Origin of the sequence: Pseudomonas sp. TNT2022 ID1044 (assembly GCF_028656895.1) — a bacterium.
Taxonomy (GTDB): domain Bacteria; phylum Pseudomonadota; class Gammaproteobacteria; order Pseudomonadales; family Pseudomonadaceae; genus Aquipseudomonas; species Aquipseudomonas reinekei.
In genome coordinates this window covers 82622-104412 of sequence record NZ_JAMDHB010000017.1, presented here as the reverse complement: position 1 = coordinate 104412, position 21791 = coordinate 82622, and the positions used below count along the sequence as shown (strand labels likewise).

General features: G+C 58.2%; 23 protein-coding genes. 15 read left to right on the top strand and 8 right to left on the bottom strand.

Annotation, left to right across the window (positions count from 1 at the left end; all coding sequences use genetic code 11):
- Positions 1 to 45 precede the first annotated feature (45 nt).
- A complete protein-coding gene (apbC, locus tag M5G20_RS19875; protein WP_212626660.1) occupies positions 46 to 1140 on the bottom strand; it encodes an iron-sulfur cluster carrier protein ApbC in 1095 nt (364 codons plus the stop codon).
- Between the two features lie 152 nt (positions 1141 to 1292).
- Between apbC and metG the strand changes: the two genes are divergently transcribed.
- The 8 genes from metG (at position 1293) to M5G20_RS19835 (ending at position 8166) form a co-directional block, all read left to right on the top strand.
- A complete protein-coding gene (metG, locus tag M5G20_RS19870; RefSeq protein ID WP_273920450.1) occupies positions 1293 to 3344 on the top strand; it encodes a methionine--tRNA ligase in 2052 nt (683 codons plus the stop codon).
- 122 nt (positions 3345 to 3466) lie between these two features.
- Positions 3467 to 4036, top strand: coding sequence for an Rnf-Nqr domain containing protein (locus M5G20_RS19865; RefSeq protein ID WP_273920449.1), 570 nt, complete (start codon positions 3467 to 3469; stop codon positions 4034 to 4036).
- Positions 4033 to 5055, top strand: a complete 1023-nt coding sequence (gene rsxB, locus M5G20_RS19860) for an electron transport complex subunit RsxB (RefSeq protein WP_273920448.1) — start codon at positions 4033 to 4035, stop codon at positions 5053 to 5055. Before M5G20_RS19865 ends, rsxB begins: the two co-directional genes overlap by 4 nt.
- Positions 5042 to 6028 carry an RnfABCDGE type electron transport complex subunit D gene (locus tag M5G20_RS19855; RefSeq protein ID WP_273920447.1) on the top strand — a complete coding sequence of 329 codons (987 nt, stop codon included), beginning with the start codon at positions 5042 to 5044 and terminating at the stop codon, positions 6026 to 6028. Before rsxB ends, M5G20_RS19855 begins: the two co-directional genes overlap by 14 nt.
- Positions 6025 to 6636, top strand: coding sequence for an RnfABCDGE type electron transport complex subunit G (locus M5G20_RS19850; protein ID WP_273920446.1), 612 nt, complete (start codon positions 6025 to 6027; stop codon positions 6634 to 6636). The genes M5G20_RS19855 and M5G20_RS19850 overlap by 4 nt, the downstream gene beginning before the upstream one ends.
- On the top strand, positions 6629 to 7216 hold the full coding sequence (locus M5G20_RS19845) for an Rnf-Nqr domain containing protein (RefSeq protein ID WP_273920445.1): 588 nt from the start codon (positions 6629 to 6631) through the stop codon (positions 7214 to 7216). Before M5G20_RS19850 ends, M5G20_RS19845 begins: the two co-directional genes overlap by 8 nt.
- Positions 7217 to 7241: 25 nt before the next feature.
- Positions 7242 to 7880 carry an endonuclease III gene (nth, locus tag M5G20_RS19840; protein ID WP_056853596.1) on the top strand — a complete coding sequence of 213 codons (639 nt, stop codon included), beginning with the start codon at positions 7242 to 7244 and terminating at the stop codon, positions 7878 to 7880.
- A gap of 106 nt (positions 7881 to 7986) precedes the next feature.
- Positions 7987 to 8166, top strand: coding sequence for a PA3496 family putative envelope integrity protein (locus M5G20_RS19835; RefSeq protein WP_075945530.1), 180 nt, complete (start codon positions 7987 to 7989; stop codon positions 8164 to 8166).
- 87 nt (positions 8167 to 8253) lie between these two features.
- Here the strand turns inward: M5G20_RS19835 and M5G20_RS19830 are convergent, their stop codons facing one another.
- Positions 8254 to 8880 carry a response regulator transcription factor gene (locus M5G20_RS19830; RefSeq protein ID WP_075945531.1) on the bottom strand — a complete coding sequence of 209 codons (627 nt, stop codon included), beginning with the start codon at positions 8878 to 8880 and terminating at the stop codon, positions 8254 to 8256.
- A 556-nt stretch (positions 8881 to 9436) separates the two neighbouring features.
- Between M5G20_RS19830 and M5G20_RS19825 the strand changes: the two genes are divergently transcribed.
- Complete coding sequence (locus M5G20_RS19825; RefSeq protein WP_273920444.1) at positions 9437 to 10081, top strand: hypothetical protein; 645 nt, start codon at positions 9437 to 9439, stop codon at positions 10079 to 10081.
- A 151-nt stretch (positions 10082 to 10232) separates the two neighbouring features.
- Here M5G20_RS19825 and M5G20_RS19820 read toward each other — a convergent pair whose 3' ends face one another.
- Positions 10233 to 11450, bottom strand: coding sequence for an argininosuccinate synthase (locus tag M5G20_RS19820; RefSeq protein WP_020799894.1), 1218 nt, complete (start codon positions 11448 to 11450; stop codon positions 10233 to 10235).
- A 129-nt stretch (positions 11451 to 11579) separates the two neighbouring features.
- A complete protein-coding gene (locus tag M5G20_RS19815) occupies positions 11580 to 12485 on the bottom strand; it encodes a flagellar protein MotY (RefSeq protein WP_273920443.1) in 906 nt (301 codons plus the stop codon).
- Positions 12486 to 12644: 159 nt separating this feature from the next.
- Here M5G20_RS19815 and pyrC point away from each other — a divergent pair, with 159 nt between their 5' ends.
- The gene (pyrC, locus tag M5G20_RS19810; protein ID WP_150733782.1) at positions 12645 to 13691 is read left to right on the top strand and encodes a dihydroorotase; all 1047 of its coding nucleotides are present in this window, start codon (positions 12645 to 12647) and stop codon (positions 13689 to 13691) included.
- The gene (gene rnt, locus M5G20_RS19805; RefSeq protein ID WP_150733783.1) at positions 13688 to 14365 is read left to right on the top strand and encodes a ribonuclease T; all 678 of its coding nucleotides are present in this window, start codon (positions 13688 to 13690) and stop codon (positions 14363 to 14365) included. The genes pyrC and rnt overlap by 4 nt, the downstream gene beginning before the upstream one ends.
- A gap of 100 nt (positions 14366 to 14465) precedes the next feature.
- Here rnt and M5G20_RS19800 read toward each other — a convergent pair whose 3' ends face one another.
- Entirely contained in the window at positions 14466 to 15068 is a 603-nt protein-coding gene (locus tag M5G20_RS19800; RefSeq protein ID WP_007971324.1) for a peroxiredoxin, read from the bottom strand.
- Positions 15069 to 15371: 303 nt separating this feature from the next.
- Between M5G20_RS19800 and M5G20_RS19795 the strand changes: the two genes are divergently transcribed.
- Positions 15372 to 15590: a bacterioferritin-associated ferredoxin gene (locus M5G20_RS19795; RefSeq protein ID WP_075945535.1), complete on the top strand. Its 219-nt coding sequence runs from the start codon at positions 15372 to 15374 to the stop codon at positions 15588 to 15590.
- A gap of 200 nt (positions 15591 to 15790) precedes the next feature.
- On the top strand, positions 15791 to 16267 hold the full coding sequence (gene bfr, locus M5G20_RS19790) for a bacterioferritin (protein WP_273920442.1): 477 nt from the start codon (positions 15791 to 15793) through the stop codon (positions 16265 to 16267).
- A gap of 105 nt (positions 16268 to 16372) precedes the next feature.
- Here the strand turns inward: bfr and grxD are convergent, their stop codons facing one another.
- From grxD to M5G20_RS19775, 3 genes are all read right to left on the bottom strand, one after another.
- A complete protein-coding gene (grxD, locus tag M5G20_RS19785; RefSeq protein ID WP_034149018.1) occupies positions 16373 to 16714 on the bottom strand; it encodes a Grx4 family monothiol glutaredoxin in 342 nt (113 codons plus the stop codon).
- Between the two features lie 97 nt (positions 16715 to 16811).
- Positions 16812 to 18920, bottom strand: coding sequence for a molybdopterin oxidoreductase family protein (locus M5G20_RS19780; protein WP_273920441.1), 2109 nt, complete (start codon positions 18918 to 18920; stop codon positions 16812 to 16814).
- Positions 18921 to 19054: 134 nt separating this feature from the next.
- The gene (locus tag M5G20_RS19775) at positions 19055 to 19345 is read right to left on the bottom strand and encodes a hypothetical protein (RefSeq protein ID WP_273920440.1); all 291 of its coding nucleotides are present in this window, start codon (positions 19343 to 19345) and stop codon (positions 19055 to 19057) included.
- Between the two features lie 408 nt (positions 19346 to 19753).
- Between M5G20_RS19775 and argF the strand changes: the two genes are divergently transcribed.
- Positions 19754 to 20674 (top strand): ornithine carbamoyltransferase, encoded by a 921-nt coding sequence (argF, locus tag M5G20_RS19770; protein ID WP_273920439.1) that lies wholly within the window; start codon positions 19754 to 19756, stop codon positions 20672 to 20674.
- Positions 20671 to 21780 carry an ABC transporter ATP-binding protein gene (locus M5G20_RS19765; protein ID WP_273920438.1) on the top strand — a complete coding sequence of 370 codons (1110 nt, stop codon included), beginning with the start codon at positions 20671 to 20673 and terminating at the stop codon, positions 21778 to 21780. Before argF ends, M5G20_RS19765 begins: the two co-directional genes overlap by 4 nt.
- Positions 21781 to 21791 lie beyond the last annotated feature (11 nt).

Below are 21791 nucleotides of genomic sequence, written 5' to 3'. Positions count from 1 at the left end.
TATCGCTAGCAGGCTAGCGCCCACAGTTGATTGTGTTTCAGATCATTAGTCGTCGCTGATGCTGATGTTCGGCATCGCCGGCGTCAACGCTTCCTGCAATACGATCCGCGCACCGACATGGCGGGCCAGTTCCTGGTAAACCAGGGCGATCGGGCTGTCCGGCTCGGCGATCACTGTTGGCTTGCCGCCATCGGCCTGTTCACGGATGGCCATCGCCAGCGGCAACGAGGCCAGCAGTTCAACGCCGTACTGATTAGCCAGTTTCACGCCGCCGCCCTCACCGAACAGATGCTCGGCATGTCCGCAGTTCGAGCAGATGTGCACGGCCATGTTTTCCACCACGCCCAGTACGGGAATGTTGACCTTGCGGAACATTTCCACGCCTTTGCGTGCGTCCAGCAACGCCAGGTCCTGCGGGGTGGTGACGATGACCGCGCCGGCCACCGGGACTTTCTGTGCCAGGGTCAGCTGGATGTCGCCGGTGCCTGGCGGCATGTCGATGACCAGATAATCCAGGTCGCCCCAAGCGGTTTGCGTCACCAGTTGCAGCAAGGCGCCGGAAACCATCGGCCCGCGCCAGACCATCGGGGTGTTGTCGTCGGTCAGGAAGGCCATGGACATCACTTCGACACCATGGGACTTGAGCGGAACGAACCACTTCTGGTCCTTGATCTCGGGACGGGTGCGCTCGGGAATGCCGAACATGATGCCCTGGCTCGGACCGTAGATGTCCGCGTCGAGAATCCCCACCTTGGCCCCTTCGCGGGCCAGGGCCAATGCAAGGTTCGCGGCAGTGGTGGATTTGCCCACACCGCCCTTGCCGGACGCCACGGCCACGACGTTTTTCACGTTGGCCAGCCCCGGGATCTGCCCCTGAGCCTTGTGTGCGGCAATCACGCTGGTGATATCGACTTTGGCGCTCGACACGCCATCCAGACCTTGGATAGCCATTTCCAGCATCTGTGCCCAGCCACTCTTGAACAGACCGGCGGCGTAACCCAATTCGAGCTGGACGCTGACGCGGTCGCCCTGGATCTCGATGGTGCGCACGCATCCGGCGCTGACCGGGTCCTGGTTCAAATAAGGGTCGGTGTATTGGCGAAGGACGGCTTCCACCGCTGCGCGATTGACGGCGCTCATGGGCAACTCCGAAAACGGGACTGGGAAATATGGCGGGTATCCTACCTCTTCTGTCTTCCGGACGGCATGTCCGGCAACGATTTGCAGGGGTGAAATATCTTTCCCGGCGCTTTATAGTGGCCGACCTCCGTTTCATCAAGTAGCCGAGCCCCATGTCCGAGCCACGCAAGATCCTCGTCACCAGCGCCCTGCCCTATGCCAATGGTTCGATCCACCTTGGCCATATGCTGGAATACATCCAGACCGATATGTGGGTGCGCTTCCAGAAGCACCGCGGCAACCAATGCATTTATGTCTGCGCTGACGACGCCCACGGTTCGGCGATCATGCTGCGCGCGGAAAAAGAAGGCATCACCCCGGAACAACTGATCGCCAACGTCCAGGCTGAACACAGCGCCGACTTTGCCGACTTCCTCGTGGACTTCGACAATTTCCACTCCACTCACGCCGAAGAAAACCGTGAGCTGTCGAGCCAGATCTACCTGAAACTGCGTGATGCCGGGCACATCGCCCAACGCTCGATCACTCAGTATTTCGACCCGGAAAAGAAAATGTTCCTGGCCGACCGCTTCATCAAGGGCACCTGCCCGAAATGCGGCACCGAAGACCAGTACGGCGACAACTGCGAAAAATGCGGTGCGACCTACGCACCGACCGACCTGAAAGATCCGAAGTCGGCGATTTCCGGCGCCACCCCGGTGCTCAAGGATTCCCAGCACTTCTTCTTCAAATTGCCGGACTTCCAGGAAATGCTGCAAACCTGGACCCGCAGCGGCACCCTGCAAGACGCCGTGGCTAACAAGATCGCCGAATGGCTGGACGCCGGCCTGCAACAGTGGGACATCTCCCGCGATGCGCCGTACTTCGGCTTTGAAATTCCGGGCGAGCCTGGCAAGTACTTCTATGTATGGCTGGACGCGCCAATCGGCTACATGGCGAGCTTCAAGAACCTGTGCAACCGCACGCCGGAGCTGGACTTCGACGCGTTCTGGGGCAAGGATTCCACCGCCGAGCTGTACCACTTCATCGGCAAGGACATCGTCAACTTCCACGCCCTGTTCTGGCCAGCGATGCTCGAAGGCGCGGGCTACCGCAAGCCGACCGGCATCAACGTGCACGGCTACCTGACCGTCAACGGCCAGAAAATGTCCAAGTCCCGTGGCACCTTCATCAAGGCCCGGACCTACCTGGATCACCTGTCGCCGGAATATCTGCGCTACTACTACGCGGCCAAACTGGGCCGTGGCGTCGACGACCTCGACCTGAACCTCGAAGACTTCGTGCAGAAGGTCAACTCTGACCTGGTCGGCAAAGTCGTCAACATCGCCAGTCGTTGCGCCGGTTTCATCAATAAAGGCAATGCTGGCGTGATGGTCGACACCAACGCCGCACCGGAGCTGACCGAAGCCTTCCTGGCCGCCGCGCCAAGCATCGCCGACGCCTATGAAGCCCGCGACTTCGCCCGCGCCATGCGCGAGATCATGGGCCTGGCCGACCGCGCCAACGCGTGGATCGCCGACAAGGCACCGTGGTCGCTGAACAAACAGGAAGGCAAGCAGGATGAAGTCCAGGCGATCTGCGCCACGGGCGTCAACCTGTTCCGTCAACTGGTGATCTTCCTCAAGCCGGTGCTGCCGCTTCTGGCTGCCGATGCCGAGGCGTTCCTCAACGTTGCGCCGCTGACCTGGAACGACCACGCGACCTTGCTCGCCAACCATCAGTTGAACGAGTTCAAGCCGTTGATGACCCGTATCGATCCGGTGAAAGTGCAAGCCATGACCGACGCTTCGAAAGAAGACCTGACCGCTAGCCAGACCGACACCGGCGCAGCCGCACCGGCTGGCAATGGCGAACTGGCCAAGGATCCGCTGTCGCCGGAAATCGACTTCGACACCTTCGCCGCCGTGGATCTGCGTGTCGCACTGATCGTCAAGGCCGAACACGTTGAAGGCGCCGACAAGCTGTTGCGCCTGACCCTCGACATCGGTGACGAGCAGCGCAACGTGTTCTCCGGGATCAAGAGCGCTTACCCGGACCCGTCCAGGCTCGATGGTCGCCTGACCATGATGATCGCCAACCTCAAGCCACGGAAAATGAAGTTCGGCATCTCCGAAGGCATGGTGATGGCGGCCGGTCCTGGCGGTGAAGAAATCTACCTGCTCAGCCCTGACAGCGGCGCCAAGCCAGGTCAGCGCATCAAGTAAATTCTCGTGCTGAACCGATCCCACAGTCGTGCCTGGCGCGGCTGTGGGATTTTCATGTCTGGCCCATACTATCCCTCAGGTGTGGCTCCTACAGGGTTATCCGGCATCGGATATGGACGATCATGACCGAAACGCTTTTGACGCTTATCAGTGCTGCCCTGATCAACAACCTCGTGTTGCACTGGCCGCTGGGCGTCGATCCGCTGGTGGGCAGCGTGCGCCGACAGGTTCACGCACTGGGCATCGCGACGACCTGCCTGATGCTGATCGCAGGCGTGTCCGGCTATGCGCTGTTCCACTGGCTGCTGGTGCCGCTGGACCTGACGGCCCTGCGTCTGTTCGTGTTCCTGCCGCTGAGCGTGCTGTTGATCAGCCCCCTGCTCAAACTGCTTGCGCGGTTGCTGCCCAAGCTTTCCTTCGACGGCCTGTGGCTGCTGATGGCGGGCAATGCCGGCGTCCTGGGCGTGACGCTGATCAACGCTCAGGACGACAACGGCTTCTTCCATGCCATGGCCCTGAGCCTGAGTGCGGGCCTGGGTTTCTGGCTGGTGCTGAGTCTTTTCAACGATCTGCGCCAGCGCACACTCGATAACGATGTTCCCCTGCCCTTTCGCGGCTTGCCGATCGATCTGATCGGCGCCGGACTGATCGCAGTGGCTTTTCTCGGATTCAGCGGACTGATCAAAACATGAGTCTGATTCACAGCATCGACGCCCTCCTGCCTCAGACGCAATGCGGCAAGTGCGGCCATCCCGGATGCAAACCGTACGCCGAAGGCATTGCCAGCGGCGAGCCGATCAACAAGTGCCCACCGGGCGGCAGCGAAACCATCAACGCCCTGGCCCAACTGCTGAACGTGCCGGTGCTGGAACTGGACGTGAGCCGTGGTTCGGCTCCGGCGCAGATTGCCTATATTCGCGAAGCCGAATGCATTGGCTGCACCAAGTGCATCCAGGCGTGTCCCGTCGATGCCATCGTCGGCGCGGCGAAACTGATGCATACGGTGATCGTCGACGAATGCACCGGTTGCGATCTCTGCGTGGCGCCGTGCCCGGTCGATTGCATCGAGATGCGCCCGTTGCCCATGGGCTCGGTCCTGCCGATTGTGGGGGGGCTGGCGTTCAGCCTTGATGAACTAAGAGCCCGGGCCACCAAACGCGATCATGCACGTCGCCGGTTCGAACAACGCAACGCCCGTTTGCAACGTGAAGAAGAACAGAAAGCAGCCGATCGCCAGGCGCGCTTGCAGCGAGCGCCGCACCCCATTGAACCGGCACTCGACCCGGTGCAAGCGGCCCTTGAACGCGTCCGCGCCCAGAAAGCGGCGAATGCCGATGCGGCGCTGAAAAAAGCCAGGATCGATGTCGCGATGAGCCGGGCTCAGTTGCACAAATCGCTGAAAGCCTTCGGCCATCCGCCAACCTTTGAACAGCAATCGCAACTCATCGTCCTGCAACAGCAGTTCGAAGCGGCAGAACGGAACCTGGCGCAACTGGAGAACGTTGCACCGCCGGCCCCTGTTCAGGTCCCGGCAACTCCGGCAGATCCGACCCGGGACGCCGAGTTGAAACGGGCAAAAATCCAGCTGGCCATGCGCCGCGCCGAACTGAAAAAAGCTCAAAACAGCGAAGCATCCGCCGAACAGATCGAAACCCTGCAGCGTGCACTCAGCGAGGCCGAACGTCAGGTGCAAGCCTATGCCATCCCTTGAATCAGTTGACGATCGCCTGCAGCAGGCGATGAAACTGGTGCTGCTGGCCGCCCTGCCGGGAACACTGATGATGTTCTGGCTGTATGGTTGGGGCGTATTGATCAATCTGATTCTGGCCGGCGTCGCGGCACTGGCAGTCGAAGCGGCGATGTTGCGGTTGCGCCAGCGCCCCCTCAGGGCAAGCTTGAGCGACGGCAGCGCTTTAGTCAGCGCGATGCTGCTGGCCCTCGCCCTGCCGCCCTATTGTCCGTGGTGGCTGACCCTCAGTGCCGCCGCGTGCGCGATGGTGTTCGGCAAGCACTTGTATGGCGGTGTCGGATCAAATCCGTTCAATCCGGCGATGCTTGGCTTTGCGCTGGTGCTGGTGACCTTTCCTCAACACATGACCCATTGGCCGTCATCCCACGGGATGGATCTAATGAGTGGTTTGCAACAGATCTTTGGCTTCGGACAGACACCCGACGCGTGGGTCCGCGCCACGGCGCTGGACAGCCTGCGGATCAATAAAAGCCTGACGATGGACGAACTGTTTTCGGCGAACCCGGCGTTTGGTCACTTCGGCGGTCGCGGTGTGGAATGGGTAAACCTGGCATTCCTTGCCGGTGGTGCATTTCTGCTGCAACGAAAAGTGTTCAGCTGGCATGCACCGGTCGGCATGCTGGCGAGCCTGTTCATTATCAGCCTGCTGTTCTGGAACGGAACGGGCTCCGACTCCCACGGCTCACCGTTGTTTCACCTGCTCACCGGTGCAACCATGCTGGGAGCATTTTTCATTGTGACGGAACCGGTATCAGGCGGGAAAAGCCCCGTAGCGCGCCTGTTATTCGGCATCGGCGTCGGGCTGCTGACATACCTGATTCGCACATGGGGTGGCTATCCGGACGGCGTGGCGTTTGCCGTGTTGTTGATGAACCTCTGCGTCCCCGCGCTGGAGAGGTTTGCTGTCGCCAGACAGGAGCGCAGCGCATCATGAATCGTGCGTCGAGCATTGCGATCCTGATTTTGCTGGGCGCGTTTGGCGCAGGCATGACCTATCTCGCGCAACACAGCAGCGCGCCGCGTATCGCCGCCGAGCAGCGCTTGATCGACAGTCGCAACCTGCTTGACCTGCTCCCCCCCGACAGCTACGACAATCAGCCTCTGGAACAGCCGTTAACGCTCGAAAACACCGCGCTGGGCAACAGCACCCTGCTGGCCGGCTTTCGAGCGACAAAGGCCGGAAAACCCTATGCCGTATTGCTGCGCAGCCAGACTCCGGGTTACGCAGGAGCCATCGTTCTGCTGATTGCCATCGACGAAAACGCCAGGTTGATCGGTGTCAAAACCCTCAAGCAAACGGAAACCCCTGGGCTCGGTGCGCGAATCGCCGACTGGCCCAACACCTGGCTTGAAACCTTTACCGGCAAGTCTCGTTCCAATCCTGACGATAAAGGCTGGGCCTTGAAAAAGGATCGCGGACAATTCGATCAGATGGCGGGAGCAACCATCACCTCCAGAGCGGTGATCAACGCCACCCACGACGCACTGCGCTACTTTGATGATCATCGGCAAAAACTGCTCGGGAGCGCCCCCCATGAGTAAATCATCATTACTGCCGTGCTCATTGATGCTGACGCCACTCATTGGCGCTACCGGCTCACTGGTGAATGCACTGGGCCTGTGGCTGATGTTCGTTGGGGTGATTACCGCGTTCGGCCTGGCCATGAATGCCTTGCGACCACGCTTGCTTGCGGCGACACGTTTGTGGGCAAGCGTATTGCTCGCAGCGACGCTGACCAGTTGTGCAGAACTCGGCGCGCAAATGTGGTCCCTGCAGTGGCATCAGCAGACAGGCATCTATGCCGCGTTGCTCGCTTTGCAATGTGTCGTGCTGGAGCAAAACGAGTTCTTTCAGAACAGCTGGCGAGCCCGCCTGCGTTTGTATGGGCTGTTCGGTGGCTTGATGGTGGGCCTCGGCCTGCTGCGTGAACTCATTGGTTACGGGACACTTGGCAATCACCTGTCGTGGTTGCTGGCTACGACAAAAGCACAATGGCAGGGCTGGGTGCTGACCGCCGACGGCGGTTTGCGTCTGGCTACACTGACCCCCGGCGGCTTTATTCTCCTGGGACTGCTGATCGCCGCATGGCAAGCCTGGCATCGCCCGACACCTTCACACTGACCGCCTTCGAGGAAACGCACTGCCCATGAATGCTGCAAAACGTCTGGAAATATTTCGCAGGCTGCATGAAGACAACCCGGAACCAAAAACCGAACTGGCTTACTCCTCGCCGTTCGAATTGCTGATCGCGGTCATTCTTTCGGCGCAATCGACCGATGTCGGGGTTAACAAAGCCACGGCAAAACTGTTTCCGGTCGCCAACACCCCTGCCGCGATCCACGCGCTGGGCGTTGAAGGGTTGTCGGAGTACATCAAGACCATAGGCCTGTTCAACAGCAAGGCGAAAAACGTCATCGAGACCTGCCGCTTGCTGGTCGAACGCCACGCAGGTGAAGTGCCGCAAACCCGAGAGGAACTGGAAGCCTTGCCCGGCGTAGGCCGCAAGACTGCCAACGTTGTGCTCAATACTGCATTCCGGCAGCTGACCATGGCGGTGGACACCCATATTTTCCGGGTCAGCAACCGCACCGGCATTGCGCCTGGCAAGAATGTCGTTGAAGTCGAACACAAGCTGATGAAGTTCGTGCCCAAACAATACCTGCTCGATTCCCATCACTGGCTGATCCTGCACGGGCGCTACGTCTGCCTGGCCCGCAAGCCACGTTGCGGCAGTTGCCGTATCGAAGATTTGTGCGAATACAAGCACAAGACCTCCGACGATTGAGGCTCTATTAGGTTTATTGATTCATCGATTGAAAAAATCTTTTTTACCCGCCAGAGGATTGTCGATATAAGGAGCCCCAAAGGCCTTCTTAGCCTGGAGTAACTAAATGAGCACTGGCAAAGAGCAATTGGACATAGAAGACGACTTCACCCCCGTTGAGGCTGATGACGCCGAGCCGGTGGTCGAAGTAGCCAAAACCAACCTGAGCAAACGCCGTACCATCGACAATCTGCTGGAGGAGCGCCGACTGCAAAAGCAATTGGCCGATTACGATTTTGACTTATGACATCTAAAAGCCTCCCGAAACGGAGGCTTTTTACTTTGTGCTGAACCGTGATAAGTGCCCGCTTATCGTGCATCGTCAACACCGGGATCAGACAAGTCCATTGCGCTGAGCCAGTTCGATCAGGTCAACCAAAGAGCGTGCGTTCAGCTTTAATAACAGCCGTGTCTTGTAAGTACTCACGGTTTTGTTGCTGAGGAACATTCCATCGGCAATCTCCTTGTTGGTCTTGCCTCTGGCCAACTGCTGCAGAACCATCATCTCCCGCCCCGACAGGCGATCTACCATCTCGGCTTCACTGGCGTTCCCAAGACTGGCCCGCACGGTGTGCAACGCTTGATTGGGAAAGTAACTGTAACCCGACAGCACTGCCTTTATTGCACTGAGCAACTCCGTCAGGTCCTGCTGTTTGCAAACATACCCTGCGGCGCCGGATTGCATGCATCGCATGGAGAAATGCCCAGGTGCCTGAGAGGTCAATATCAACACTTTCATCGGCAGTGCTGCCGAACTCAATCGTGCGATAACTTCCAGGCCATCGAGTTTCGGTATTCCAATATCCAGAATGACAATATCCGGCATTTGTTCACGGGCAAGTTGTAATGCATCCACACCATTGTCTGTTTCAGCAACGACTTCGTAGCCATGACGTTCCATCAGCATACGTACCGCAAGACGAATGACGGGGTGATCATCCACGATCAGCACTTTATTCATGGGCAAGTCCAATTTTCGCTGTTCGAATTTTTAGAGCCAGCACAATAGCCTAGTCGTTTCCCCCATGGCACACCGCGTCCCCCGGACACCTACAGCGAAAGACATTCCCTACAAACAACGCGGATTAGTCTTACAAAAAACCCTAGAACTCTGCGATTGGAAAACTGTATCAGCGTCGAGCACACCCGTTTTCACGGTGTTTTTTTGTTTCAGTTTATAACAAACAACAGCGACATCTCCCTCGTCTTCATACCCGGCGCACTTCCTGAACTCTATTCCCCCCCGAAAGTAACAACCGTTTTCAATGCCCATCGCTGACAAGAGAAATATCACACAACAAGTTCAACTCACTCTTACAGAAAAAAACAGAACTTGAGCAATGATTAAAAACAGGACACCCAAATAGATACAATCAGGGTATATTTTGATAAATCCGGAAAACAAGGAGCAATGGACAAAACAGCAACCCGACTTCAAAAGCAACCAAAGCTTAACAATAACAAAACTCAAAAACCTTAATCACTAGAGAAAAGACAAATAAAAATGAGTAAAACACATGAAAAAACCCAAAGAAAAAATTGTAAACCCCATCACCGTTATCGCGATATTCGCAACCCTGTCTGAAACTTCAGCAGCGATTACATTACCTTTCCTGGATAACAAGGAAAGGGAAATCTACATATGGTTTTTAATTTCCTTTCCTTTTTATTTACTGCTTCTTTTCTTTGCCACACTCAACTTCAACTACCGGTCGCTGTACGCACCTTCCGACTATGAAAAGGGCGAGCACTTCATAGAGGTTCTTGGTGATATGGAACACCGGGAAAATGAATCAGCAGACGTTCGTCAGGCGTCCCGCCCCCCTACCGCACAGGCTCCACCGGACGAGAACGCCACCTGGATGGATTTCTTTGGCGAACAAGGTGTTCAGTTGCCCGAATCAGCAAGCGATCTGCGCATCATTGATGCACGCCATATTCACAAAAGGTCCGAACTCGGCGCCTTGTGCCCGGAAATACAAAAATCGCGCGAAAAACAACTTCACGTAATCTTATTTATCGCAGACTCAAAATCGGAAAAATGGCTCAAGGAAAGCGCATTCAACCTGTCCAGACAGGCCAGCAAACGCAGCAGCGCTACTTTTTTTGCTATTTACAATTTGAGTTCACAGAAAGTGACAGTCATCAGAACTTGCCACTGACGTACACCACTCGACGGTGATGTCACGGAGGGAGGTAACCAGCAGGTAACGAAAAAATCGTGTTATTGAACGATCAGTTGGAACAAGCCTTTTTTCAAATTTGTGGCCTCCTCAATGAGGAGGCCACAAATTCATTACCGGCTCAAAGGTCTCAGAACAGCTTGCGACCCTTGTTCGCCGCAATGCGCATCCGCAGGGCGTTGAGCTTGATGAAGCCCGCCGCGTCGGCCTGGTTGTAGGCGCCACCATCTTCTTCGAAGGTGGCAATGTTGGCGTCGAACAGCGACTCATCGGACTTGCGACCGGTGACGATCACGTTGCCCTTGTACAGCTTCAGGCGAACGACACCGTTCACGTGAGCCTGGGACGCATCGATCATCTGTTGCAGCATCAGACGCTCAGGGCTCCACCAGTAACCGGTGTAGATCAGGCTGGCGTACTTGGGCATCAGCTCGTCTTTGAGGTGAGCGACTTCGCGGTCCAGGGTGATCGACTCGATCGCACGGTGGGCGCGCAGCATGATGGTGCCGCCAGGGGTTTCGTAGCAGCCACGGGACTTCATGCCCACGTAACGGTTCTCGACGATGTCGAGACGACCGATGCCGTGTTCGCCACCGATACGGTTCAGCGTCGCCAACACGGTGGCCGGGGTCATTTCGACGCCGTCCAGTGCCACGATGTCGCCGTTGCGGTAGGTCAGTTCCAGGTACTGCGGCTTGTCAGGAGCCTTCTCCGGGGAGACAGTCCAGCGCCACATGTCTTCTTCGTGCTCGGTCCAGGTGTCTTCCAGCACGCCGCCTTCATAGGAGATGTGCAGCAGGTTGGCATCCATCGAGTACGGGGATTTTTTCTTGCCGTGGCGCTCGATAGGGATTGCATGCTTCTCGGCATAATCCATCAGCTTCTCGCGGGACAGCAGGTCCCACTCGCGCCATGGAGCAATCACTTTCACGCCTGGCTTCAAGGCGTACGCGCCCAGTTCGAAACGAACCTGGTCGTTGCCTTTGCCGGTAGCGCCGTGGGAAATGGCGTCAGCGCCGGTTTCGTTGGCAATTTCAATCAGACGCTTGGCGATCAGCGGACGTGCGATGGAAGTACCCAGCAGGTACTCGCCTTCGTAAACGGTGTTGGCGCGGAACATCGGGAATACGAAATCGCGTACGAACTCTTCGCGCAGGTCGTCAATGTAGATTTCTTTGACGCCCATGGCCTGAGCCTTGGCGCGTGCAGGTTCGACCTCTTCGCCCTGACCCAGGTCAGCGGTGAAGGTCACCACTTCACAGTTATAAGTATCCTGCAGCCACTTGAGGATCACCGAAGTGTCCAGGCCGCCGGAATACGCCAGAACGACCTTGTTTACGTCCGCCATGCCATCACTCCACGGGGTTCTACGGAAAGCCGGGAAGTCTACCGCTCATGCAGGATAATTTACAGTGGCGCGACAGCTTATGACGACGAAGCGACAGATTATGTCGAGAGCGCGACGATGACCGCTAAGTCAGGATGTTGCCGAAGTGGCCGGTTTTACGGCTTGAGGCGCCACCTGCTCGGGGGGCGCACCGCGCTCCAGGCGTATGGCCACACGACGGTTTTTCGCTCGGTTGGCGTTGTTGATATTGGGCGCCAGCGGATATCGCTCGCCATGGAAGCGCATGGTGATCTGCGATTCCAGAATCCCGTTGGCCTTGAAGAATTCCATTACGGCCAGGGCACGACGCCGCGACAGGTCGCGATTGCTCAGGCGGTTGCCGCTGTTGTCGGAATGGCCGTCGAGCTCAATGTGGTTAACCGTCGGATCAGCCTTCATGTACTCCAGCATCACCTGCAGCTTGGCTTTTGCCGCCGCATCCAGATCTATACCGCCGCCAGGGAAGCCGACTTCCGATTGTTTCACCTGATCGAAATTCTGCGGCAACAACTTGGCCACACAGCCCTGATAATCGGCGAACGCCTTGTTGAACCTGACCGGCAACAAGCGCACTTCCGAGACCCGGCCATCCCCCGAAGACTGCCGCACCACCGGGCTGCGACCGTCAATCAGACCGCTGATCAGCCGTCCGGCCTGCACTTGCGAACTGTTGAACAGTACGTTGCCACTGCCGACCCGCACCGAGCCCAGATTGATGTCACCACGCCCCGGTTGCCACGGCGCAGCCGCCGCCAACAGCGTGGCCGAGCCACCGCCCGGCATCGCGTTATAGGCATTCAGACGAAACGTCGCCTGCTCGCCCGCGCGGCGCACGAATTGTCCCGAGCCGAAATCGGTGATCGGCTGGGTCAAGCGGCACTCGAACTTGTCACCTTCGACCGTCCACTCAATGCTCTCCAGACGTGTCTGGAAAGTGATGGCCATCGCAGGAAGGCTGGCAAACACACTGAGCAAGGCTAAATAACGCTGGCGCACGGGAGGCTCCACTGGCTTCGACAACTAAAAGACCGACACACAGATGTTTACGGCATACCTGTTGGATATCGGAAGCTTCCTGCAAAACTTGATAGCGAGTGCCTGCAAGAGTCTTTTCCGGTAGCATTCCCCTCAGTTTGACCCGCCTGGAATCCCCTCATGTCCGACCGCCTGACCCTGCTGCGTCCCGACGACTGGCACATTCATCTTCGCGATGGTGCCGTGTTGACCAATACCGTTGCGGATGTCGCGCGCACCTTTGGTCGCGCCATCATCATGCCTAACCTGGTCCCTCCGGTCCGCAATGCGGCTGAAGCCGACGGCTATCGCCAGCGGATTCTCGCTGCCCGCCCGGCTGGCAGCCCGTTCGAACCGCTGATGGTCCTGTACCTCACCGACCGCACCCTGCCTGAGGAAATTCGCGAGGCCAAGGCCAGCGGTTTCGTTCACGCCGCCAAGCTGTACCCGGCCGGCGCGACTACCAACTCGGACTCTGGCGTCACCAGCATCGACAAGATTTTCCCGGCAATCGAGGCCATGGCCGAAGTCGGGATGCCTTTGTTGATCCACGGTGAGGTCACCCGCGGCGATGTCGACGTCTTCGACCGCGAAAAAATCTTCATCGATGAGCACATGCGTCGCGTGGTCGAGCGTTTCCCGACGCTCAAAGTGGTGTTCGAGCACATCACCACCGCTGACGCCGTGCAGTTCGTCAACTCGGCCCCGGCCAACGTTGGCGCGACCATCACCGCACATCATCTGCTGTACAACCGCAACCACATGCTGGTGGGCGGGATTCGGCCGCACTTCTATTGCCTGCCGATCCTCAAGCGCAACACGCACCAGGAAGCCCTGCTCGACGCCGCCACCAGCGGCAGCGAGAAGTTCTTCCTCGGTACCGATTCGGCCCCCCACGCCCAGCATGCCAAGGAAGCCGCCTGCGGTTGCGCAGGCTGCTACACCGCCTATGCCGCGATCGAGATGTACGCCGAAGCGTTCGAACAGCGCAATGCGCTGGACAAACTCGAAGCCTTCGCCAGCCTCAACGGCCCGCGTTTCTACGGCCTGCCGGCAAACACAGATCGCATCACCCTGGTCCGCGAAGAATGGACTGCCCCGACCAGCCTGCCGTTTGGCGAGCTGACCGTTATCCCGCTGCGCGCCGGTGAAAAACTGCGCTGGCGCCTGCTGGAGGAACACGCGTGAGTGAAGACCATTTCGACGATGAACAGGAAGGTCAAGGCGGTGGCGGCGGTTCCCGTCACCCGATGGCCGCACGGTTTCGTGGCTACCTGCCCGTTGTCGTCGACGTAGAAACCGGTGGCTTCAACTCGGCCACCGACGCCCTGCTGGAAATCGCCGCGACCACCATCGCCATGGATGAAAAGGGTTTTGTTTACCCGGATCACACCTACTTCTTCCGGGTTGAGCCTTTTGAAGGCGCGAACGTCGAGGCGGCGGCGCTGGAGTTCACCGGAATCAAGCTCGATCACCCACTGCGCATGGCGGTGAGTGAAGAAACAGCCCTGAACGACATCTTCCGCGGCGTGCGCAAGGCGCTCAAGGCCAACGGCTGCAAGCGGGCGATTCTGGTCGGGCACAACAGCAGCTTCGACCTGGGCTTCCTCAACGCCGCCGTCGCGCGCATGGACATGAAGCGCAATCCGTTTCACCCTTTCTCCAGCTTCGACACGGCGACCCTCGCCGGTCTGGCCTATGGTCAAACCGTACTGGCCAAGGCTTGCCAGGCAGCGGATATCGACTTCGACGGTCGCGAGGCTCACTCGGCTCGCTATGACACCGAGAAGACGGCCGAGCTGTTCTGCGGCATCGTCAATCGCTGGAAGCAAATGGGCGGCTGGGAAGATTTCGACGACTGAAGTGGGTGCCGGCGCCTAGAGGTAACACGCCCCTGCAGGAGATATTCCGCGCATGAAAAAACCGGCCCTGGGGCCGGTTTTTTTGTACCTGGAGCGTGCCTTACAGTGCGGCAGCGTGCTCGGTCAGGTAAGCAGCAACGCCTTCTGGCGAAGCGTTCATGCCTTTGTCGCCTTTTTTCCAGTTGGCAGGGCAAACTTCGCCGTGCTCTTCGTGGAATTGCAGAGCGTCGACCAGACGCAGCAGCTCTTCCATGTTACGGCCCAGCGGCAGGTCGTTGATGATCTGCGAACGGACCACGCCTTTGTCGTCGATCAGGAACGCGCCACGGAACGCAACGCCGTCAGCGGACTGAACGTCGTAAGCCTTCATGATTTCCTGCTTGATGTCGGCAGCCATGGTGTAACGGACTTCGCCGATACCGCCATTGTTGACCGGGGTGTTGCGCCAGGCGTTGTGGGTGAAGTGCGAGTCGATCGAAACCGCGACCACTTCAACGTTGCGTGCCTTGAACTCAGACATGCGGTTGTCCAGAGCGATCAGCTCCGACGGGCAAACGAAGGTGAAGTCCAGTGGGTAGAAGAACACCAGGCCGTATTTGCCTTTGATGGCCGACGACAGGGTGAAGCTGTCTACGATTTCGCCATTGCCGAGTACAGCCGGTACGGTGAAGTCAGGGGCTTGTTTGCCTACGAGTACGCTCATTGGATATCTCCTGGTGTAGAAACGTGAAAAACAAGGTTTGCGCCAGCCTGCCACCCTCAAGCGACAGCCCTGTGACACAAACCCGTTGCGCAAAGACCGGCCATCATACACTGCGTGTTTGGCCTGTCCTCAACGGTTTTTCCCGCAGAGGTAAAATCGCTGCAGCAAAATCAGCCCCTGCGCGGCAGAGGAAAACCGTTCGTCAGGCTTGAGGAAATGCCCCCTCAAAGCACTTTGACAATCATTCTCGTTAACATTAAGATCCATCGCATTCGAGACATAAACAAGCGACGGTCTTCTCTTATGTATGTTTGCCTCTGCACTGGCGTCACCGACGGTAAAATCCGCGATGCGATCTATGAAGGATGCTGCAGCTACAAAGAAGTCCGTTTGGCCACCGGCGTTGCCAGTCAATGCGGCAAATGTGCCTGCCTTGCCAAGGAAGTGGTCCGCGAAACCCTGATGGAATTGCAGACGGCCCAAGCCGCGATTCCTTATCCTGCAGAATTTACAGCGGCCTGAATTAATCCAAATCCAAAAAACCGGACTTATGTCCGGTTTTTTTATGCCAGTAAATCAACTAGTTAGACCCTAGACGCGGAACACAAACATTCTTATTCCGATTAATTTTAATATATTATTCAATAACTTAGGTTTGACACTCTTAGTTGTGCGGCTCAAACTCCGCCTTATAGACAGCTAATACAGGGCAGGACCCCATCATGAAAGGCGACATTACAGTCATCCAGCATCTCAACAAGATCCTTGCCAATGAGCTGGTCGCGATCAATCAATACTTTCTGCACGCGCGGATGTATGAAGATTGGGGTCTGAACAAGCTCGGCAAACACGAGTATCACGAATCCATCGACGAGATGAAGCACGCGGACAAGCTGATCAAGCGCATCCTGTTCCTCGAAGGCCTGCCCAACGTGCAGGACCTGGGCAAGCTGCACATCGGCGAGCACACCAAGGAAATGCTTGAGTGCGACCTGCGTATCGAGAAAACCGGCCATGCCGATCTCAAAGTAGCCATCGCGCACTGCGAGAAAGTCGGCGACTTCGGTAGCCGTGAACTGCTCGAAGACATCCTTGAGTCCGAAGAAGAACATATCGACTGGCTGGAAACCCAACTGGGCCTGATCGACAAGATTGGTCTGGAAAACTATCTGCAATCGCAGATGGGCGAAGACGAGTAAGAATCCAATAAAAAGCCCCGCCCCTCTTTCGAGTGGCGGGGCTTTTTAGTTGCTGAAGATCAAAAGATCGCAGCCTTCGGTAGCGCCTGCAGGGGAGCTCGCGAATCAGGCTTCGCTTTTGTTGGCAGCAGCCGCTTCAACAGCAGCCTTGATGGTGGTTTGCAGCGAACCGTCTGCAGCCATCTCGGTCATGATGTCGCTACCGCCGACCAACTCACCACCGACCCACAGTTGCGGGAAGGTTGGCCAGTTGGCGTATTTTGGCAGGTTGGCGCGGATTTCCGGGTTCTGCAGGATGTCCACGTACGCAAACTTTTCGCCACATGCCATCACGGCCTGCGCGGCTTTAGCGGAGAAGCCGCACTGCGGGGCATTCGGCGAGCCTTTCATGTAAAGCAGAATGGTGTTGTTGGCAATCTGCTCTTTAATCGTTTCGATGATATCCATGGAGCACCTCGGCTGAACTTTCCGACTCATGGGTCGGCACGGTGGCGCATTGTAACGGAAAGCCGAGCGCGCTGCTCGGTCTCTCCGTCAGATACGATCAGGCAGCCGCCACAGTCACCGGAACGCCATTGAGCGCTGCGTTGCCGGACAACTCATCGAGCTGACACTCGTCAGTCAGGTCGTTGGCACTGGACCCCGGCTGGCCACTGGCAATGGTCATTTGCACACCCGGGCGCGCATGACCCCAACCGTGCGGAAGACTGACCACGCCTTTCATCATATCCAGGCTGCCGAGTACTTCCACCTCGATCACCCCGACCCGTGAACTGACCCGCACCCGTTGCCCGTCACTCAAGCCCCGGCTGACCAGGTCATCGGGGTGCATCAACAGCTGATGGCGCGGTTTGCCCTTCACCAGACGATGATAGTTGTGCATCCACGAGTTGTTACTGCGCACATGGCGACGGCCGATCATCAGCAACTCATCAGCCGCCGGCGCCTGGAGTGCGGCAAAGCGCGTCAGATCGGCAAGAATCGCGGCAGGTGCAGCTTGAACCCGCTGATTGGCGGTTTTAAGACGTGGCGCCAGATTGGCTTTCAACGCGCCCAGATCAACGCCGTGAGGATGATCGAACAGCGTCGCCAGCGACAGTTTTTGCTCCGATGCGTCGCCGTACTGGCCCATGCGCAATCCACGATCAATCATCTGCGCCGGCGCGATGGTCGGTTTCAGCTCCTTGCCGGTCTTCGCGGCAAAGGCCTTGGCCAGCCCAACGAAAATCTCCCAGTCATGCAGCGCGCCTTCGGGTTTGGGCAGAATCGCCCGATTGAAGCGACTGACATTGCGCACGGCAAACATGTTGAAGGTCGTATCGTAGTGATCGTTTTCCAGTGCCGAAGTGGACGGCAGGATCAGGTCGGCGTAGCGCGTGGTTTCATTGATGTACAGGTCAACACTGACCATGAATTCCAGGCCATCCAGCGCCTGCTCCAGCTGTCGACCATTGGGTGTCGACAACACGGGATTACCCGCCACGGTGATGAGTGCGCGAACCTGCCCTTCCCCCTCGGTCAGCATTTCTTCGGCCAACGCCGACACCGGCAGCTCACCGGCGTACTCCGGACGACCGGAAACCCGGCTCTGCCACAGATTGAAATGCCCGCCCGAGGTCGAGGCCACCAGATCCACCGCCGGCTCAGTGCACAACGCACCACCCACGCGATCGAGGTTACCGGTGACCAGGTTGATCAACTGCACCAGCCAGTGACAAAGCGTGCCGAACGCCTGGGTCGAGACGCCCATGCGACCGTAGCAAACCGCGCTTGGCGCAGCGGCGAAGTCCCGTGCCAGTTGGCGGATCTGTTCGGCCGGCACCGCGCACAATGGGCTCATGGACTCGGCGCTGAATGTCGCGATTGCCCCGCGCACCTCGTCCAGACCGTCCACAGGCAAGTGACTGTCGCGGGTCAGGCCTTCCGCGAATAACGTATTGAGCAGGCCAAACAACAACGCCGCATCGCCGCCAGGACGCACAAACAGATGCTGATCGGCGATCGCTGCCGTTTCGCTGCGTCGCGGATCGACCACCACCACTTTGCCGCCCCTGGCCTGAATGGCTTTCAAGCGTTTTTCAACATCGGGCACGGTCATGATGCTGCCGTTGGAGGCCAGCGGATTACCGCCGAGGATCAACATGAAGTCGGTGTGATCGATGTCCGGAATCGGCAGCAACAAACCGTGGCCGTACATCAAATGGCTGGTCAGGTGATGAGGCAGTTGGTCAACCGACGTCGCGGAAAACCGGTTGCGGGTTTTCAGCAGGCCGAGAAAGTAGTTGCTGTGGGTCATCAGCCCGTAGTTGTGCACACTGGGGTTTCCCTGATAAACCGCCACCGCGTTTTGCCCATGTCGTTCCTGGATCGCTGCCAGCCGTTCGGCGACAAGATTGAAGGCGTCCTCCCACTCGATCGGCTGCCATTCACTGCCCACCCGCCGCATCGGTTGATGCAGGCGATCGGGATCATTCTGGATATCTTGCAGGGCGACTGCCTTGGGGCAGATGTGTCCGCGACTGAACGTATCCAGCGGATCACCCTTGATCGACGTGATCTGCAGGTTGCCGGCTTCCGCCTCGGTGGTTTCGATGGTCAAGCCGCAAATGGCTTCACACAGATGGCACGCACGGTGATGGAGAGTCTTGGTCATGGCCAGTCTCTGTCTTGTTCTGGGCGGGCAATGTCGGCCGCGGGAACAAAACTATGGCGCCTGCCCCGCCACCGCGCCAGCGACGTTCGTCTTGTGAATCGCTGACCATCAGGCCAGCCGATGGCTGTTGCCGATCAGCTCGACGGTAGCCTCGGAGGCGTCTGCGACTGGATTTCCTGGATGGTTTCGATCTGTTCGTGGGCGACGTGCACCCCGGTCAATTCGCCAATCAGCCGCCAGTGATCGTCCAGCCCGGTGCTGATGGTGGCCATCCGGTCGATCATCCGCCGACCGGCGTCCCGGGTCACCGGGTCGCTGCTACGCAGCAATTCGAAAGACATCGAGGTCATCGACGCGGTCAGGTGTGTCAGGGAGCGGGCTGTGAGGCCGAGCAATTCCATTAGCTGCTGTTCTTTCGATTCCATTGCGGTTGGCTTCCTGCGTCGCTCGTGATTTATTTATAACCCAGCACTTTGCATTAGCAAATATTTCAGATCAGACGCACCACGCCGAAACGCCGCGAATATCGGGTCGCAAACCGACCACTGATACGCCATCCGCGCCCCGCTTGATTGCCAAGCTGCGCAGGCGCGGTGTACAAATGCCTCGCTGCTGTCAGGAAACAGGCTTCAAAAGCGCTACCGCGGTCACCCCGTAGCCCCTCTGAAATCCCCTAAAAACCGTAGCCCTATTGGTAAGACGCGACATTTAATTATAAGATCGCGCCTTCCCCTATTTCGTCGCCCCGTGCGGCTTACGCCGCAGGTCTCGCCCGTTGTTCCGTTAAACAAGGCTTTGAGCATCTGCGGTTTGTAGCAAAAAGGTAGTCAATGATGAGCGCAAGGCACTTTCTCTCCCTGATGGATTGCACGCCCGAAGAGCTGGTCAGCGTGATCCGTCGAGGCGTTGAGCTCAAAGACCTGCGTAACCGCGGTGTACTGTTCGAGCCCCTGAAAAACCGCGTGCTCGGGATGATTTTCGAGAAGTCCTCGACCCGCACCCGCATTTCCTTCGAAGCCGGCATGATCCAGCTCGGCGGCCAGGCGATTTTCCTGTCGCCCCGTGACACCCAACTGGGCCGTGGCGAGCCTATCGGCGACTGCGCGATCGTCATGTCGAGCATGCTCGATGCGGTGATGATCCGCACCTTTGCCCACAGCAACCTGACCGAGTTCGCCGCCAACTCGCGCGTGCCGGTGATCAACGGTCTGTCCGACGACCTGCATCCGTGCCAACTGCTGGCCGACATGCAGACGTTCCTCGAACACCGCGGCTCCATCCAGGGCAAGACCGTGGCCTGGATCGGCGACGGCAACAACATGTGCAACAGCTATATAGAAGCGGCGATCCAGTTCGACTTCCAGCTGCGCGTTGCCTGCCCGGAAGGCTACGAGCCTAATTCCGAATTCGTGGCCAAGGCCGGGGACCGGATCACCATCGTTCGCGATCCGCAGGAGGCCGTGCGCGGCGCCCATCTGGTGAGCACTGATGTCTGGACCTCCATGGGCCAGGAAGAAGAAACCGCCAAGCGCCTTCAGCTGTTCGCCCCTTACCAGGTCAACCGCGCGCTGCTCGACCTGGCCGCGCCGGACGTGCTCTTCATGCACTGCCTGCCCGCTCACCGTGGCGAAGAAATCAGCATCGACCTGCTCGATGACCCGCGCTCGGTTGCCTGGGATCAAGCAGAGAACCGCCTGCATGCACAAAAGGCCCTGCTCGAGTTTCTCGTCGAGCCGGCGTACCACCACGCATGAGCCAGCCATTACTGCTAAACCTGCGCAACCTCGCCTGCGGTTATCAAGACCAGCGGGTGGTGCAAAACCTCAACCTGCATTTGAACGCCGGTGACATCGGTTGCCTGCTCGGCTCTTCAGGTTGCGGCAAGACCACCACACTGCGCGCCATTGCCGGTTTCGAGCCGGTACATGAGGGTGACATCCAGCTGGCGGGCGAGACGATCTCCAGCGCCGGCTTCACCCTTGCGCCGGAGAAACGCCGGATCGGCATGGTGTTCCAGGACTACGCCCTGTTTCCACACCTGAGCGTGGCCGACAACATCGCCTTCGGCATTCGCAAGCATCCGCAAAAGGATCGCGTCACCGAAGAGCTGCTGGAACTGGTCAACCTCAAAGGCCTCGGCAAGCGCTTCCCCCACGAGCTTTCCGGTGGTCAGCAGCAACGTGTCGCACTGGCCCGTGCCCTGGCGCCGGAGCCGCAATTGCTGTTGCTCGACGAACCGTTCTCCAACCTCGATGGCGAATTGCGCCGCAAGCTCAGCCACGAAGTGCGCGACATCCTCAAAGCCCGTGGCACCAGCGCGATTTTGGTGACCCACGATCAGGAAGAAGCCTTCGCCGTCAGCGATCACGTCGGCGTATTCAAGGAAGGTCGACTGGAGCAGTGGGATACGTCCTACAACCTCTATCACGAACCTCTGACGCCCTACGTGGCTAGTTTCATCGGCCAGGGTTACTTCATTCGTGGTCAGTTGAGCAGCCCGGAGTCGGTGCAAACCGAGCTGGGCGAGTTGCGCGGTAACCGGGCCTACACCTGGCCGGTGGGTGGCGCAGTGGACGTGTTGCTGCGTCCGGACGACATCGTATATGCGCCCGACAGTGCATTGAAGGTGCGGATCGTGGGCAAGTCGTTCCAGGGCGCCTCAACGCTCTATCGCCTGCAATTGCCTACCGGCACGCAACTGGAATCGATCTTCCCGAGCCATGTCGATCATCTGATCGGCGCTGAGGTCGGCATACGTGTCGCGGCGGAACACCTGGTGCTGTTCCAGGCGAGCGGAAGCATGGCGGCGCAGATTCCTGCCGTAGAAGCTGGCGTTCGGCGCTACAGCACCGCTCACTGATCAACACCCTC

Excerpts from the sequence above, each read along its gene's own strand:
- M5G20_RS19820 (WP_020799894.1), bottom strand. The coding sequence starts at position 11,450 with ATGGCGGACGTAAACAAGGTCGTTCTGGCGTATTCCGGCGGCCTGGAC.
- metG (WP_273920450.1), top strand. The coding sequence starts at position 1,293 with ATGTCCGAGCCACGCAAGATCCTCGTCACCAGCGCCCTGCCCTATGCC.
- M5G20_RS19795 (WP_075945535.1), top strand. The coding sequence starts at position 15,372 with ATGTATGTTTGCCTCTGCACTGGCGTCACCGACGGTAAAATCCGCGAT.
- M5G20_RS19845 (WP_273920445.1), top strand. The coding sequence starts at position 6,629 with ATGAGTAAATCATCATTACTGCCGTGCTCATTGATGCTGACGCCACTC.
- M5G20_RS19775 (WP_273920440.1), bottom strand. The coding sequence starts at position 19,345 with ATGGAATCGAAAGAACAGCAGCTAATGGAATTGCTCGGCCTCACAGCC.
- bfr (WP_273920442.1), top strand. The coding sequence starts at position 15,791 with ATGAAAGGCGACATTACAGTCATCCAGCATCTCAACAAGATCCTTGCC.
- pyrC (WP_150733782.1), top strand. The coding sequence starts at position 12,645 with ATGTCCGACCGCCTGACCCTGCTGCGTCCCGACGACTGGCACATTCAT.
- nth (WP_056853596.1), top strand. The coding sequence starts at position 7,242 with ATGAATGCTGCAAAACGTCTGGAAATATTTCGCAGGCTGCATGAAGAC.
- M5G20_RS19855 (WP_273920447.1), top strand. The coding sequence starts at position 5,042 with ATGCCATCCCTTGAATCAGTTGACGATCGCCTGCAGCAGGCGATGAAA.
- apbC (WP_212626660.1), bottom strand. The coding sequence starts at position 1,140 with ATGAGCGCCGTCAATCGCGCAGCGGTGGAAGCCGTCCTTCGCCAATAC.
- M5G20_RS19865 (WP_273920449.1), top strand. The coding sequence starts at position 3,467 with ATGACCGAAACGCTTTTGACGCTTATCAGTGCTGCCCTGATCAACAAC.
- M5G20_RS19850 (WP_273920446.1), top strand. The coding sequence starts at position 6,025 with ATGAATCGTGCGTCGAGCATTGCGATCCTGATTTTGCTGGGCGCGTTT.
- M5G20_RS19800 (WP_007971324.1), bottom strand. The coding sequence starts at position 15,068 with ATGAGCGTACTCGTAGGCAAACAAGCCCCTGACTTCACCGTACCGGCT.
- M5G20_RS19835 (WP_075945530.1), top strand. The coding sequence starts at position 7,987 with ATGAGCACTGGCAAAGAGCAATTGGACATAGAAGACGACTTCACCCCC.
- M5G20_RS19765 (WP_273920438.1), top strand. The coding sequence starts at position 20,671 with ATGAGCCAGCCATTACTGCTAAACCTGCGCAACCTCGCCTGCGGTTAT.
- M5G20_RS19825 (WP_273920444.1), top strand. The coding sequence starts at position 9,437 with ATGAAAAAACCCAAAGAAAAAATTGTAAACCCCATCACCGTTATCGCG.
- rsxB (WP_273920448.1), top strand. The coding sequence starts at position 4,033 with ATGAGTCTGATTCACAGCATCGACGCCCTCCTGCCTCAGACGCAATGC.
- M5G20_RS19830 (WP_075945531.1), bottom strand. The coding sequence starts at position 8,880 with ATGAATAAAGTGCTGATCGTGGATGATCACCCCGTCATTCGTCTTGCG.
- argF (WP_273920439.1), top strand. The coding sequence starts at position 19,754 with ATGAGCGCAAGGCACTTTCTCTCCCTGATGGATTGCACGCCCGAAGAG.
- grxD (WP_034149018.1), bottom strand. The coding sequence starts at position 16,714 with ATGGATATCATCGAAACGATTAAAGAGCAGATTGCCAACAACACCATT.
- M5G20_RS19780 (WP_273920441.1), bottom strand. The coding sequence starts at position 18,920 with ATGACCAAGACTCTCCATCACCGTGCGTGCCATCTGTGTGAAGCCATT.